Origin of the sequence: Gottfriedia endophytica (genome assembly GCF_017814275.1) — a bacterium.
Classification (GTDB): domain Bacteria; phylum Bacillota; class Bacilli; order Bacillales; family Bacillaceae_G; genus Gottfriedia; species Gottfriedia endophytica.
Genome location: NZ_JAGIYQ010000002.1, coordinates 54,302 through 70,197 on the forward strand (window position 1 = coordinate 54,302; position 15,896 = coordinate 70,197).

Below are 15,896 nucleotides of genomic sequence, written 5' to 3' on the forward strand. Positions count from 1 at the left end.
CTATTAAAAAAAGTCTGTTTTCGTATATATTGTTTCTACATTGAAAGCTTTAGCCATCCATGAAGCTCATAAATCGGAGCTTCACAACAGTAAATGAAAATGTATGAAGCTGGCGATACTTGCAATCCATTGCTACATACTCCATAAGTCTATACGTTTGTCGCTCTCTTATTCTAACGACTCAGTAGCGTCTTCTTTGTTATTGTTTTTTTATGGCGTACAGAAGTATTATTTTCATGCTAGTTGATTACAACTCCAGGATGCTAGCTTTCCGTGGGGAGTGAGCAGAGCCTCGGAAGCCTTCGGGGTCTCAGCCTTCCCACTATTCCTACAGGGTCTCGCACCTTCCGTTCCATTCAACTTCTTTATAGACTACAGTACTATTTTAAATACGTAAAAAAGAGCCACATTTACTGTGACTCTTTTTAAACAAATTATTATTTAATTTCTATATTTTTTAAAGTGTAATCTGGACCTATGTTGTGGATAATTAAGCCATGAACTTTATGTTGCATTAAGTAAGCTCTTGATCTTTGGTATAATGGAATAATCGCAGCATCATCTTGAATTAAGATTTTCTCAGCATCAAGTAATGCTTGATCACGTTTTGGAATATCTGCTAAATAATCTTTGTTTGCTTTATTCATTAAATCATCATACTTACCATCATTAAAAGACATTTGGTTGAATTCGCTCTTAGACTCAAACATATTTAAGAAAGTAGTAGCATCTAAGTAGTCAGGTCCCCATCCACCTAATGAAATATCATAATCTTGCTTTGTTTCATTATCAAGCTTTTGTTTAAATGGAACTTGTTTTATGTTGATTGTTAAACCAGGTAATGCAGATGTGAATGCACCTTGTAAATATTCTTCAATTTTTTTGTTTGTGTCGTCATCAACACCAAGTAATTCTAATGTTAAGTTCTTTTTACCAAGTTCTTTTAAACCTTGTTGCCAATACTGAGTAGCTTTAGCTTTATCAAAGCTCACTAGGTCTCCATTTGCTTGATGGAAATCTGATCCATTAGCTTGAACAAAGTTTGCTGGTACAATTCCACCAATTGGTTTTGAACCATTATTTAAAATACCATTTGTAATATCTCCACGGTTGATTGCATACGTTAAAGCTTTACGAATGTTCACGTTTTTCAGATCAGGATTTCTCTTTTCGTTTAAACGTAAGAAGAATGTAGTTGGCGTTCCATATGTTCCAAAATCTTCGTTAGTTCTAAATTTATCAACAAATTCAGAAGATAAAATTACACGGTCAACTTTTTTAGTAGTATAAAGGTTAACAGTTGCAGCTACATCTTTTACGATATTGTAGTTAATTGTTTTTAATTTTACATCTTTTGCATCCCAATAGTTATCATTTTTCTCTAATGTATAACTTACATTGTGATCCCATTTTGATAATTTGAATGGTCCGTCAAAAATCAAATTACCAGCTTCTAAAGCATAGTTTTTCCCTTGAGACTCAACATATTTTTGATTTAATGGATAGAATGTTGGGAAAGTTACTAAAGATTCAAAATATGGAACTGGCTTTTCTAGTGTAACTACTAATGTTTTAGCATCAGTAGCTTTTACACCAAGTGAATTTAAATTTTTATTTTTTCCAGAAATTACATCTTCACCATTTTTTAAATAAGTAAACATGCTTGCATATTGAGAAGCCGTTTTAGGATTAGCTCCACGCTTCCATGCATATTCAAAATCATAAGCTGTTACAGCATCACCGTTTGACCACTTAGCATCACGTAAATGGAAAGTGTAAACAGTTTTATCAGCATTTATTTCAGGCTTTCCTTCAGCAATACCTGGTTCTACAACATCATCTTTACCTAATGTCAATAAACCTTCCATAACATTACCTAAAACGTTAAAAGATTCAGCATCTGTAGCTGTTGAAGAATCTAAACCTGGTAATTCATCATTACCAATTAAGTTTAGAACTTGGTCTTGGCTTTTTTCAGCTGTTCCACCTGTTTTTTTATCGTTGCTTGAGTTACATCCAGCTAAAAGCATACTCACTGCAACTGATAGTGATAGAAAATATGAAATTTTCTTTTTCATTCTATTTGCCCCCTATGTATTCTACATTGTTTTTAAAATGTTAAAACATTCCAACAAATTATAGTAAAAAGATTTAGAATTTTTTAACTTATCTTAATTCTACATAAATTAAATAAAAAATCAACAAAGTTTGACTAATTTTCCGAAAACTTTTTTAATACTGAAAAATAGACTTTGTACTTCATAGAGATTTTAGGGTTCACTGTACATAAATTCCCCCCTTCATTCTAGTAAACTACAATAAAGAAAGAAGCCTTCAATAGAATATATGAGGGCTCCTTTCTCTCTATGTTACTTTTTATTTGTAGCGTTTTTATAAGAATATCCCGCTCCAAATGCATTGTAGTAAACACCTTTAACTGTTGGTTTTTCTAAATATGCAATACCATTTTGGTAGATCGGTCCAATACCTGAATCTTTCATGATTACTTTTTCTGCTTCTAGCATATCATTCCAACGTTTAGAAGCATCAGGCTCTTTTTTCGCATCTAAAACTAGTTTATCATATTCAGGATTATTGTATTTCATTTCATTGAAAGGACTATTAGATAAGAACATGTCAATGAATGTCATTGGATCTGGATAGTCTGGACCCCAACCTGAGAATGAGAAGTCATAATTGAATTTTTTCTCTAAATCTAATTTCACTTCAAATGGCTGTGGTTGTACATTTATTTTTAAACCAGGTAAGTTCTTTGATAATTCACCAGCAATATATTCTGCAGCTTTTTTACGAGTTGAATCATCATAGCTAAGCATATTTACTTGGAAAGAATCTTTTCCTAGCTCTTTTTTCGCTTGTGCCCATAATTTTTGTGCTTCTTTTATATCTTCTTTATTGAAGTCACCATTCGTATCACGGAACTCTTTACCATCTGGTCCTTTTGCAAATTGAGTAGGAACAACCCAATATGCAGGAATTGCACCATTATTCATAATTCCATCTGTAACCGCCTTTTTATCATAAGCCAAATCGATTGCTTTACGAACGTTTGCATTTTTAAATAATGGGTTCGATTCATTGAATCGGAAGAATACTAAACGTGCATCTAACATTGTATGGAAATTCTTTGGATCATTTTTATATTTATCGATAAATTCAGCATCTAATTTTGGTAGTAAATCGACTTGACCACCTTCATATAGATTTACTGCTGCTGAAGTATCTTTTACGACATTATATTTAATCTCGTCCAATTTAACCGCGTCTTTATCCCAATAATTTGGATTTTTCTTTAATGTATAGCTTTGTTCATGTTTCCACTCACTTAATTCAAACGGTCCATTAGATAATACGGTTCCTGCTTCTAGACCATAATTTTTGCCCTGAGATTCAACAAATTTTTGATTTTCAGGAAGATATGTACCAAAAGTAGTTAATTGTAAAAAGTATGGAGTTGGTCGTTCTAATGTAACTTCTAGTGTCTTATCATCTGGAGCATTTACTCCAAGTTGATCTGGAGTTGCTTTTTCCTCATTGATTGCTTGCCCATTTTTAATATAATAAAGAATAAATGCATATTCTGAGGCAAGCTTTGGATCAAGTGCACGTTTCCAAGCATAAATAAAATCTTGTGCAGTAACTTTTTCACCATTTGACCATTTTGCATCGCGCAGATGGAATGTGTATTTTAAACCATCTGAACTTACCTCTGGTTTATCAGCAATTCCCGGTTCAACTGTTCCATTTGGCCCTAATCGAAGAAGACCTTCGTTCGTACTATTCAACACTTCAAATGACATAGCGTCAGTTGCTTTTGCTGAATCCATTGAAGGAATTTCAGTTGTAGAAGTAATACGAAGAATTTGCTTCGCATCTTTCTTAGCAGTACCTTCCGTTTTCTTTGAATCACTGTTGTTACATGCAGCTAATACTGTACTTAATACAACTAAACTTGAAACAGTTGTAGCTAATTTGCGCTTCATAAAGAGCACCTCCATAAAATAATTGGGTCGTTTGTAATATTTAGATAATTCAAACTACAAACATCTTTATCTCTCACAACCAATATACTATACAATTAACTGAAAAAAAAGTATTTTTTAAATTTTTAAAAAATTTAATCGTAGTTTTAATATGTATTTCCTTTTAATTATTAAATGGGTTATAATTTTAATTATTGATTTTTGCACTTTTTAAGATTACTTATAGGACGTGAATTTATGATTAAGAAAAGTATCCCAAACTTATTTACCTTAGGGAATTTGTATTGTGGATTTCTCTCTATTGGATTTGCTGCAAAAGGAGAGATAAGTAATGCTGCTATTCTAGTGATCATTGGTATGATGCTAGATAGTATGGACGGTAGGATGGCAAGAATCTTAAATGTTCAGTCACAAATGGGTAAAGAATTAGATTCTTTAGCTGATATCGTTACATTTGGTGTAGCACCTTCATATTTAATTTATTGCACTATATTTTCAAATCATGGTCTTTTCGGTATTTGTTTTTCAGGACTTTTCCCATTGTTTGGTGCATATCGATTGGCTCGATTTAATATAACACCTATGTCAAAGTCTCTTAAATATTTTACTGGTGTACCTATAACTGCTGCAGGTGGTATTGTTGCATTATTAACTTTATTACATAAAAGTATTCCTCCAGTGATAATGATTGTGATTTTTATAGCTTTAGCATTTCTGATGGTAAGTCGAATCCAAATTCCAAGCTTTAAAGACATTCCAATTCCAAAATATAGCACAATAATCACTTTATTTTTAGGTTATTTACTTTACTTAGTTTGGGACTTAAAAAAAGCACAATGGCCATTTTTCCTTTATATTGCTATTCCCTTATATATTATTCTTTTCTTCTTTCAATTTTTTAAGAGTAAGAAGAAAAAATCAAACTATGAAGGTCATGAAAAGAAAAAGAAGTTTCGTTTAAAAAGATAAAACGAATAACGTAACAAAATAGTAAATGCCAATTCACTTTTAAATAGAATAAGTGAATTGGCATTTTTATTTTACATTGCATTTAATCTATGTTTACTATTCATTTCTTTTTTATTTAATACTTTAAACATTACTTCATATAAAACCGCACCTATAAGGGCAAGTAAACTAATGAATATAAATGTCCACCTGTAGCCTACTAAACCAGCAAATGGAATTGTTAAAGGTGCAATTGTTCTACCAAATGACCATCTTAAACTCGATGCAGCAAAATACTGCCCTCTTTTATCTTCTGGAGCAATTTTTGAAATAAATGAATTTTGAATACCTACTACTAAAATTTCACCGATTGTAAATACAATCATCGCTAATAAAATGATATATGCTAAATTAGTAAACCCAAACATTAGCATAGAAATTGAATAGCAGATTGATGAGATAAAGAAAAGTTTTCTTTCATTTAAACAGTTACCAAGCTTTGTAATTAACACTGTGAAAAGTGCAACAATTAACCCATTCTCTGCAATCGCGAAGCTAAATAACTTTTCTCCACTTGTATGTAAAGTCCAAGAACCTATCTTTAAAACTTCTTGAAATGGAATCGATTCTTTAATATAAACCGCAAATAGTAAATCTAATTGGGTAAAAGTTTGCGATATTAGTATCCCTGCTATAATAAAAAGGAATAAAACTCGATCTGACATGATAACTCGATAATTTTTGATTTGTTTTACGATTGTTCTAGCAATTCCTTCTTTTTCATATTTAATCGATTCTTTGTTAAGTGTTTCTTTCAATAATAATGTAATTGCTATGGCTACAATCATAAAAATAACAAAAGAGGCAGAAAATAATAAAAATCTAGCTTTAAAAAATAAAATACCACCAATAATAGGCCCTAAAACAACATTAATATTTATGGCAGTATAAAAAACAGCAAATACAACATTTCTTTCTTTTTCGTCTTTAACTGTATCACCAATCATTGCTTGGCTAGCTGGATAATAAATCATTCCTGCAATACTAATAATAGAGAAGCCAATAAATGTCAGCCAAGGTAATTCAATAATTGGTGAGTTTGCAAATACTAACAAAAACATACCGAAACACTGAAACATAGCCGACATAGACATCATTCTCTTTCGGCCATATGTATCAGCTAAATATCCCCCTGTTAAACTTGCTATGACACCAACAGCTTGTGATAGCATTAATAGAAGTCCTGCAGTTTCTTTACCTAACTTCTCTGAAAAATAAATCGCCATAAATGGTAAGTACATCCAATAAAATAAGCCAAAGAAAAATTCGGCAATTAACCTGACCTTCATATTAAAATTCCAATTTCTAATACCCATTTTGCACACTCCCTTCTGATGCAAGTAACTCCTCTTAATTTATTAAAAAAACCCAAAATTCAGATTGTATTCAATAAAATCTAATTATTCAAATGATTGAACTTTCTTATTAGAATATCATCAGAATTGTAGATATGCTATTTATATGACTTGCTAGTTTTTATTTTTGTAGTTTCATATAATCAATGCATGTCTATTCTAACTAAATGGTTCATATGTATGAAGTACATGCATAAGGGGGATTTACTATGGCAGGTTATGATAAAAAAGAGATTAGAAATATTGCATTTACATATGTAGGAACAGTAATTGGAGCAGGTTTTGCGACAGGAAAAGAAATCGTTGAATTTTTTTCAATAAATGGTGGGTACGGTACAATCGGGATTATTATTAGCACTTTTTTATTCTCAGTCCTAGGAACTAAAATTATGCTGATTGCAAACGAACATAAATTAAAATCTGCACAAGCATTTAATGTTATGCTATTTGGAAATATTGGTGGAAATATCATAAATGGCTTACTATTTTTTGTCCTCCTGGGTGTAACTAGCGTTATGCTTTCAGGTGCTGGTGCAATTTTTCATAATCATTTAAATTTCAACCCTTTAATAGGCTCAATTATTTTTATTGCCTTAACTTTTATCATCTTATTGAAAGGGACTGAAGGATTATTTAATTTAAATAATACGGTAGTACCAATTATGATTCTTTTTGTTGTAACAGTTTTTTTAAATGCTAATTTTGATAAACTATTTTCTTCAAAAATAGATATTGGCACTATTTTTCCAACTGCCTATCAATTGAATTCGAATGTTTTTACAAACCCTATTACCTACGTCTGTCTAAATATGGCATTGGCACAAGCGGTATTAGTACCAATTGGAGCTGAATGCACAAATAAAAGTTCTTTAAAGATTGGCGGAATCGTAGGTGGAATCCTTTTAGGGATTATCTTATTAATAAGCCATTTTAGTATCAGTACGATCAATCACTTTAAGGATTTTGAAATTCCCATGGCAGAAGTTATCAAACAAATACACCCGTTTTTTTACTTTTTATTTCTGTTCGTCATATTAGCCGAAATTTTCACAACACTAGTTGGGAATATATACGGTATGACAAAACAGTTAACAGGGACTGAACAGACAAATCAACCATTGATTATTTTATTAATACTATTCGTTTGCTTCTTTATTAGTATCATTGGGTATGGGCCATTATTAACGTTTCTTTATCCACTAATTGGTTGGATCACCTTTATCGTCATGTTAACGCTACTTAGACCAAGTAGAAAAAGTTAATCACAATCCTCGCATACTTCATAGTAAAGTCCAAATTCAATATGAAGAAATGGTTTCCATTGAACTTTTATCATTCTGCTTTGCCAACGTTCTAAAACAAATTGAATAGAGTATTCTTCCTCATCTCTAATTGGAATCATACGATGATACTGTGCTCTTTTAAAAGAAAATAAATTCTTATTATTCTCGTACAAATCAATTGAAAACTCTTCATCTTCATTTAACATGATACGGATATAGGAATCGTACGAAAAGGATGAATTTGGATCTTCATTTTCGATCCCATGTTCTGATAAAATTAATACATATTGCCCTTTTTGATTTTCATTAAATTTTATTGAAAATGCATTTTCAATGCAGCAAATCATATTTTCACCTTCATATAAATGTATTATAAACAGTGTAACATGAATCGAACATTTCTTGAATTTATTGAACCTATATAAAGAATATTGAACTATATTTAGTTAAAAACAGAAAAACTATCCTATCATTTCTTATGAAATAATTTAGGATAGTTTTTTTAATGGCCATTTTCGTATTAATTGTTGTTGATTTTAGTATATGTAAAACGAAGGCTATTTCAATGTACTATAAATAAAGAGTACGTGAGTTTCCGCAAAAGGATACTCGCTTTCCTTGGGGCGGGCGGTGAGCCCCCTCGTCGCTATCGCTCCTGCGGGGTCTCACCTGTCCCGCTGCTCCCACAGGAGTCTCGCACCTTTTGCTCCAACTATTTTCTTTATTATTAGAATACTTTCACAAAACCTTTAAAGATAATAAATCTTTTAGAAAGAAACTTAAATTAAATCAATTCTTTTACTATTGGTTTTTCCATAGACTTTTTAGTATTAATCCTTACTTTTTCCTTCCTAAATACAATTGCTATTAATGTACATAAAAATACAAATGGCATACTCATTTTATATAGACTTACAAAACTACTTGAAATGGTTGAAATTGAGTAACTTGAAATATTATTAGAGTACTTTTGAATCTCTGTCTCTTGTCTTATAACTTCTTGATTTACGTTTTCATAAACCTTTTCTCTTGCTGCTTCTCTTTTTTGAACGGGCATTTTATCTAAAATGACCTTCACATTTAGTTCAACAATTTTTTGATGTTCATTTTCTGAAAATAATTGATTTTTGATTGATTGTTTTCCATCTGATTGGAGAACAGATTTCGTTTGATTGAAAATCTTCTGTTTTACTGATTCTTGAATATCCAGTTGCTCTACTTGTTTTTTTGCATAATGTAAGACTTTTTCCTTACTGTTGTCAATTTTGGAAGTTAGTCCTCCAACAAAAATGGCAACTGCCAAAACTACCCCAACTTGACGAAGCATGGAAAATACACTTTGAGATGATGTTAAAAGTTCTCCTTCGAATGAAGACGTACTTGCTATCGTTGCAGATGAAATAATAAAACTAAAACCTATTCCTAGCATTGTACATAGTACGATAATTTCCATTGATTTACTTTCAATACTTAGATTGTGTAAAAGGTAGTATGCTACTCCCATTATACTGAATCCAATAATTACAGGAATGGAAAAACCTATTTTCTTTACAAGTAGCCCTGCTAATTGAGAAAAAATAAAAATCGAGGCAGATACTGGAGTGATAAGGAGCGCTGCTTCTAATTCTGATTTCCCTTGAAATCTAGTCAAAAATTGAGGTAGTAATACCATCACACCAATTAAAAAGACAAAGCCAGATGTTACGATTAAAACAGAACCTAAAAATTGACGATCTTTAAACAGTTTAAGGTTAACCATTGGATTCTTAACCTTTTTCTCTATTAAGATAAAGATAATAATTGATATAATACTAATTACATAACAGCTAATACTTTTGTCAGATGCCCATCCCCACGCATTTCCTTTTATTAATACTAAGTTAGTAGGAAATAATGTAGAAATAGAAAAAAGTAGCCCTAACCAATCAATCTTCGCTTTCGTTCTTTTTTCTTGCTTTAATGGTAGTAACATTAAACAACCAATTAATGCTATGACACATATTGGAATATTTACATAAAACACCCAATTCCAGCTGATTTTTTCTGTTATGATTCCGCCAACAGTAGGACCTAATGCTGTAGACAACCCTTGTGATGCACCTAAAAGCGTGAGAGGTATAACTCGTTTATCAATCGGCATAGAGGATACACCTATTATCATACTTAATGGAATTAAGATTGCTGCACCAATACTTTGTAAAAACCTCGCTTCAATTAGTAGTGTTCCTGAGGTTGAGAATCCGCATAATAGTGACCCAATCCCAAATAAAAGTATGCCTACTATATAGAATTTACTTTTCCCAAACATTTCTGCAAATCTTGCCATTGGTATAGCAAGTACCGCAATCGTCATCGTATACACGTTCAGCATCCATGAACTTGTTTCTAAACTTGTGTTTAAATCTGCTTGTATTGCAGGAAGAGTAATGTTCATAATAGTAGAATCGATCATACAAATGAATGTCCCTAAACACATTAACAAGACAATTTTCATACTATTATTTTTTGGCATTCATTATTCATCTCCCTTTCTTAATTTAGCTAATTCATTTTCAATCCATTTTAAAGTGAACTGTGCGCTGTCAATCCCATACAATAAGGTCATCTTTTTAAAAGAATCCATGTTTGGATATTTTTCATTAATTTGATTTAAATGTTCTAATTGATTCTTTGCCTTTTGCTCTTCTTTTTTTAGCCAGCTGGTAATATTCTCTTTACTTGTATATCTTCCAAAAAAAATACGAATCAATAAATCTGATCTGATTAAAGTTGGATTTAATGGACTTTCCATATAACTCAAGAATTCTTCTTTTCCTCGATTAGTAATAACATAAAGATTTTTGTTTGGTTTACCTTCTTGTTGGACAACTTCTTTTTCAATAAACGCTTCTTTCTCCATCCTTTTTAAAGCAGGATAAATTGCACCATAAGACGCATCGAAAAAATAGGCAACGGAATTTTCCATCATTTGCTTAATATCATAGCCACTCATTGGTTTTTCAGTTAAAAACCCTAAGATTACATGTTGAATATTCATTTAAAAATCCATCCTTCTTATAATTTATATTAACAATGATAATATATACATTATTAATATTAATTGCAATCGATTTTATTACATTTTTTTAAATTTTTTCATAATTAATAAATCTCTATCATCAAAACATGTTATTAAGCCTTTTTCTATAAGAATTGTTAAAACTATTTTCAATAACATCAGATCGCCATAAACAAAAAAAATCTTCAGAGTAGAAAGCTTTTTACTCTGAAGATTTTTTATCATTTACTATATTTATCTAGACTTAAAATAGGCTTATCTCTTTTGAAGAAGTGCTCCTGAAATACCTGGTTTCGTCATTTCATATGGATTTAAAATTAAATCAAGTTCTTCTTCTGTCAATACTTCATATTGAAGACAAAGCTCTCTCACTGATTTACCTGTAAGTATAGCTTCACGTGCAATTTTAGACACAACTTCATAACCTAAGTGAGGGTTTACTGCTGTAATCACTCCTACACTTTTTTCTACGTATTCTTTCATTCGGTCTTCATTAGCTTCAATTCCAGCTAAGCAGTGATCTGTAAAGCTTCGGAATCCATTATTCATAATACTGATTGATTGAAGTAAATTAAATACAAGTACAGGTTCCATTACGTTCAATTCTAATTGACCTGCTTCAGAAGCCAAACAAATTGTATGGTCATTTCCGATTACTTGGAAGGCAATCTGGTTAATAAGTTCTGCCATAACTGGGTTGACTTTTCCTGGCATGATTGAAGAACCTGGTTGGCGTGCTGGTAAGCTAATTTCACCAAGTCCTGCACGTGGACCAGATGCCATTAATCGTAAATCGTTCGCAATTTTAGACATATTCATCATGCAGACCTTAAGTGCAGCTGAAACTTCTGTATAAGCATCAGTATTTTGCGTTGCATCAACTAAATGTTCTGCACCTTCAAGAGGTAGTCCACTAATTTCTGCAAGGTTTTTCACTACATATTCAATATATTGTGGGTCTGCATTTAAACCTGTACCTACAGCCGTGGCTCCCATATTTACTTCATACAAATGCTGGCGTGTTTGTTTAATTCGCTTAATGTCTCTTTCTATTACTCTACTATAAGCTTCAAACTCTTGACCAAGACGGATTGGTACAGCATCTTGGAGATGTGTACGTCCCATTTTGATTACATGGTCAAATTGCTCTGCTTTTTTCTTAAATGTATCTAGCATATGATTCATTGTTACTAGTAACTTCTCTAACAAACTAAGAGTTGAAATGTGAATCGCAGTTGGGAACGCATCATTCGTAGATTGAGACATATTCACATGTGTATTAGGACTAATTTTACCGTATTCACCTTTATCATAACCTAAAATCTCAAGAGCACGGTTTGCGATTACTTCATTTGCATTCATATTCATTGAAGTGCCAGCGCCACCTTGAATTGGATCGACAATAAAGTACTCATGCCATGCGCCTTCAATAATTTCATCTGCAGCTTTAACAATCGCTTCACCAATCTCTTCATTTAAGCGCTTAACTTTCATATTTGCTAGTGCAGCTGATTTTTTAACAATTGCTAACGCTTTAATCATTTCTTCATGAATTCGATAGTGTGTGATTGGAAAATTTTCTTTCGCTCTTAACGTCTGTACTCCATAGTAAACATCAACTGGTATTTCTTTTTCCCCTAGAAAATCTTTTTCAATTCGATATTCTCTCTCGTTAATCATAAATTTCTCCTACCCTCTTCTATTTTTATAATGTAATGTCTTTTGCAATCGGAGTTTCCATCAATTCTTTTACCTTTTGTGGATCCTGTGTTTTACCTAAAACCCACATCAATTTAGGAACAATAGCTTCAGTATTCATATTTTTGGAACGAATAATGACATCTTGATTTACTTTTCGTCCCACTTCATATATATCCATTTCCTCTCCTTCTTCTAGACATTGGGTAGTAATGACAATTGAAATTCCACAATCAGATAGTTCATTTAATTTCTCTAAAATATTCCTCTCATGAAATGGAATGCCACCGCTTCCATAACTTTCAATCACAATACCCTTGTAAAGATTTTTCATAGAATCGAAGAACTCAGGCTTTATACCTGGAAATAACTTAACTAATGAAACATCTGTACAAAGAGAAGTATCTAATTTAGGCTCTTTATTTTTTAATTTATTAACATGATTATAATAATGAATTTCATCTGTATTTATAGAAGCAACGTAAGGATAGTTTATACTTTCAAACGCATCATAACTTTTTGTTCTCAGTTTAATAGCTCTAGTCCCCTGTATCACTCTTCCATCAAAAACTACATATACTCCACCGATTTCTTCACATGCAAATCGAATAGCATCAGATATATTTCTTTTAGCATCTGTTTTCTTAAAAGCAATCGGGATTTGAGAACCTGTAATAACAACTGGCTTTGACAAATCTTGTAACATATATGAAAGGGCAGCTGAAGTATAAGCCATGGTATCAGTTCCATGGGTAATCACAAAGCCGTCGTAATCATTGTAATGCTCATAAATAGCTTTAGCCATTTGGATCCAATATTCTGGTTGTATATTTGTACTATCAAAATTCATTAATGATTTTGTATCTATTCGACAGTATTGCTCTAGTTCTGGTAAATACCTTAAAAGATCCTCAGCCTCCATTTTAGGAGTTAGACCATTTTCTCCCTCTAATGAAGCAATTGTTCCCCCAGTAGTGAACAACATCAGTTTTTTCAATTTCATGAACCCCTTTAAAATATATTAAGTTTGAAATGAAAATTTTGTTCTCAATTCGCGTACTTTACTTGTATTATAATAATATGTTAAAGATAAATCAAACAAAAAATTATTCATTTCGCGTACATTTTATTTCCTTAAGATGGTAGAATAATATAAATGAAATTAGAGGAGCGAGGGCAGATGATTAACGAGAGATTAAAAATACTAAGGAAAAGGAAAAAATGGTCTTTACAATACATAGCTGATCATCTTGGAATTGCTAAGAGTACTTATGCAGGGTATGAGTCAGGTCATCGTCGTCCATCTTTAGAAGCCATTCATTTAATTGCTGATTTATTTAATACGTCAACTGATTATCTTCTTGGGAGAGTTGATGAACCTACCTTTAAACCAAAAGGGAAAAACATCCAGTCCTCTCAGCCTATTGAATTAACGAATCTTCCTTGTTTAGATTTAACGATTGATGGAGAGACTCTTTCTGACGAAGAAATGCAGCAATTTATTGCTTTTATTAGAGCTAAAAGAGAATTGGAAAAACAGACATTATAAATTTCCTTTACGTCAAAACAAACAAAAAATGCCTTCCTTCTCAATCATTTAGGCCAGGCATTTTTCACTTAAAACTATCTATCGATTTTTTAATCATCTTACTCTATAAAACAATTATATTCGTTACTAGGTTCGAGTCCTTTTTCTCTCATAAAATCAAGGACGACTTCGGTTGAAGAAATCCCTCCTCTAGCCCCCATAACTGTAACAGAACGAGCTGCAGCCGCATTAGCAAATTTAGCAACCATTTTTAAATTATTACATTTATTTAGTGCATAGATAAAGGAACTGCAAAATGTATCCCCAGCACCTGTCACATCTACTACATCCACAGAGATACCTTCTACATAAACATTCTGATCTTTCGTATGAACAGAGCAGCCTTTCTCAGCATGAGTAACCACGACCACTTCTGTTCCATAACTTAATAATTGCGACACTGCCTCCTCATATGATGCATCTTTTCGGTATACATCAAACCCTATCTGATTAAAAAATACAATGTCCATTTCTTTGAAAAATAGTCCGTCTCCTGATTCAATATGGCCAACATCAAGATCATAAACCATTTTAGCGCCTGATTCACGAACCTTCTTAATAATCTCAATTGCATTCATATTTCCATATCGTAATGGCCTGATTTCACCGATTGTTGTGTAAACATACTTAGCTTTGCACATTACATCTAAAATGTCATGTGTAATTTCGATCTGCTGAATTCCTAAAGTAGGAATAATTAATGTATGTTCTCCCTCTGCTAAAACAATAATGTTTTTTGCATCTGGTAAACTATCATCATATAAGACATAGCTAGTGTCTATCCCTTGTTTTTGTAAATCTGCAAGTAAACTTTGTGTTATTTCCCCACCATTTAAGAGTGAAAGAAAATAGACTGATTCGTTATATGAATTATAAACGCTGGCTGCATTTGCAATACTTCCACCCATTTGAGGCTTCAATGTTTCAACAAGCACTTTATCACTAATTTTCGGCCAGTACGGTGCTCTGTAATATTCATCAAGTGCAACGTCTCCTATGAAAAAAGAGTAGTCATTGTCCATACGATACACCTCCAGTATGTAATTGCTCATTCCTACATGTTAAAAATACTTTATTTATATTTTCATAGACTTAATTTTCAATTTTTTACATTTAATTGATCTCGGAATTTTTGTAACTCACTAATGAAATAGTTAACATGTTCAACACTTACATTTCCATTGTCTTTATAATTATCTTTTAAATAACTCCCAATAATCGCTCCATCAGCTAACTCAAGTTGATTGCTGAAATTTTCTGCGGTTAATCCTGCTCCAACAATTAGTGAGAACTCATCTCCAATAATTGCTCGAAATTCCTTTATTTTATCTAAATTTGTTTCGATCCCCGTACCTGTTCCAGTAACTACGATCGCGTCACATCTTCTCATTCCAATTTTCAAATCTTCTTCTAATGTTCTTCCTGAAAGATAAGGCTGATATTTAAATCTAACCCCTCCAAGAACAAAAGCATTCGTTTGTTCTCTCATTTTTTGAATGAATTCATCATACATTTCATCCTTATCAATTTCCAAGTGGCCAGATACTGAATCGATTTGAATAAACTTAGCTTCATATTTATTAGCTAGCTCAAATCCTTTTTGGTCATCGTCTAAAATATTTACCCCGTAAATAATATCTTTTCGTTCTTTATAAATATACTTTAGCACTTCCTCTACATCTTCTGGACTGCCAAAATAGTTTTCAATGATTACTGCATCAATCCCATTTTCAATTAATTGATCTATTTCACTCTTTGCAATCTCTAACTTTTCTTCCCTATTTTCACCTTTTAAATGAATCATTCCTAATATAGGCTTAACAGTCTTGAAAAGATCTAAAAAACTTCTATTTTTATTACTCATTTTCATCCTCCCGAAATTATAATATAGTTTTCTATTTA

Annotated in this window: 13 protein-coding genes; 3 read left to right on the top strand and 10 right to left on the bottom strand. The window is 32.0% G+C overall.

All coding sequences use genetic code 11. The features are described 5' to 3' along the window. Positions 1-437: 437 nt before the first annotated feature. Both J5Y03_RS02915 and J5Y03_RS02920 read right to left on the bottom strand, forming a co-directional pair. The gene (locus tag J5Y03_RS02915; RefSeq protein WP_209402367.1) at positions 438-2,078 is read right to left on the bottom strand and encodes a peptide ABC transporter substrate-binding protein; all 1,641 of its coding nucleotides are present in this window, start codon (positions 2,076-2,078) and stop codon (positions 438-440) included. Positions 2,079-2,369: 291 nt separating this feature from the next. Beyond that, on the bottom strand, positions 2,370-4,004 hold the full coding sequence (locus tag J5Y03_RS02920; protein ID WP_209402369.1) for a peptide ABC transporter substrate-binding protein: 1,635 nt from the start codon (positions 4,002-4,004) through the stop codon (positions 2,370-2,372). Between the two features lie 237 nt (positions 4,005-4,241). Here J5Y03_RS02920 and pssA point away from each other — a divergent pair, with 237 nt between their 5' ends. Further along, entirely contained in the window at positions 4,242-4,973 is a 732-nt protein-coding gene (pssA, locus tag J5Y03_RS02925) for a CDP-diacylglycerol--serine O-phosphatidyltransferase (RefSeq protein ID WP_209402371.1), read from the top strand. Positions 4,974-5,044: 71 nt separating this feature from the next. Here pssA and J5Y03_RS02930 read toward each other — a convergent pair whose 3' ends face one another. Next, the gene (locus J5Y03_RS02930) at positions 5,045-6,328 is read right to left on the bottom strand and encodes an MDR family MFS transporter (protein WP_209402373.1); all 1,284 of its coding nucleotides are present in this window, start codon (positions 6,326-6,328) and stop codon (positions 5,045-5,047) included. A 248-nt stretch (positions 6,329-6,576) separates the two neighbouring features. Here J5Y03_RS02930 and J5Y03_RS02935 point away from each other — a divergent pair, with 248 nt between their 5' ends. Further along, entirely contained in the window at positions 6,577-7,629 is a 1,053-nt protein-coding gene (locus tag J5Y03_RS02935) for a YkvI family membrane protein (RefSeq protein ID WP_209402375.1), read from the top strand. Here J5Y03_RS02935 and J5Y03_RS02940 read toward each other — a convergent pair. The 5 genes from J5Y03_RS02940 to J5Y03_RS02960 form a co-directional block, all read right to left on the bottom strand. Continuing rightward, entirely contained in the window at positions 7,626-7,997 is a 372-nt protein-coding gene (locus tag J5Y03_RS02940) for a DUF3979 family protein (protein ID WP_209402378.1), read from the bottom strand. The genes J5Y03_RS02935 and J5Y03_RS02940 overlap by 4 nt on opposite strands. 437 nt (positions 7,998-8,434) lie before the next feature. Beyond that, on the bottom strand, positions 8,435-10,162 hold the full coding sequence (locus J5Y03_RS02945; RefSeq protein ID WP_209402380.1) for an MFS transporter: 1,728 nt from the start codon (positions 10,160-10,162) through the stop codon (positions 8,435-8,437). Between the two features lie 3 nt (positions 10,163-10,165). Further along, positions 10,166-10,687, bottom strand: a complete 522-nt coding sequence (locus J5Y03_RS02950; protein ID WP_209402382.1) for a PadR family transcriptional regulator — start codon at positions 10,685-10,687, stop codon at positions 10,166-10,168. Positions 10,688-10,963: 276 nt separating this feature from the next. After that, complete coding sequence (gene aspA, locus J5Y03_RS02955) at positions 10,964-12,388, bottom strand: aspartate ammonia-lyase (protein ID WP_209402384.1); 1,425 nt, start codon at positions 12,386-12,388, stop codon at positions 10,964-10,966. Positions 12,389-12,413: 25 nt separating this feature from the next. Next, a complete protein-coding gene (locus J5Y03_RS02960; protein WP_209402386.1) occupies positions 12,414-13,403 on the bottom strand; it encodes an asparaginase in 990 nt (329 codons plus the stop codon). Positions 13,404-13,586: 183 nt separating this feature from the next. Between J5Y03_RS02960 and J5Y03_RS02965 the strand changes: the two genes are divergently transcribed. Further along, positions 13,587-13,955: a helix-turn-helix domain-containing protein gene (locus tag J5Y03_RS02965; protein WP_209402388.1), complete on the top strand. Its 369-nt coding sequence runs from the start codon at positions 13,587-13,589 to the stop codon at positions 13,953-13,955. A gap of 98 nt (positions 13,956-14,053) precedes the next feature. Here J5Y03_RS02965 and J5Y03_RS02970 read toward each other — a convergent pair whose 3' ends face one another. After that, the gene (locus tag J5Y03_RS02970; RefSeq protein WP_209402390.1) at positions 14,054-15,016 is read right to left on the bottom strand and encodes a carbohydrate kinase family protein; all 963 of its coding nucleotides are present in this window, start codon (positions 15,014-15,016) and stop codon (positions 14,054-14,056) included. A gap of 77 nt (positions 15,017-15,093) precedes the next feature. After that, complete coding sequence (locus J5Y03_RS02975; RefSeq protein ID WP_209402392.1) at positions 15,094-15,858, bottom strand: BtpA/SgcQ family protein; 765 nt, start codon at positions 15,856-15,858, stop codon at positions 15,094-15,096. Between the last annotated feature and the right edge of the window lie 38 nt (positions 15,859-15,896).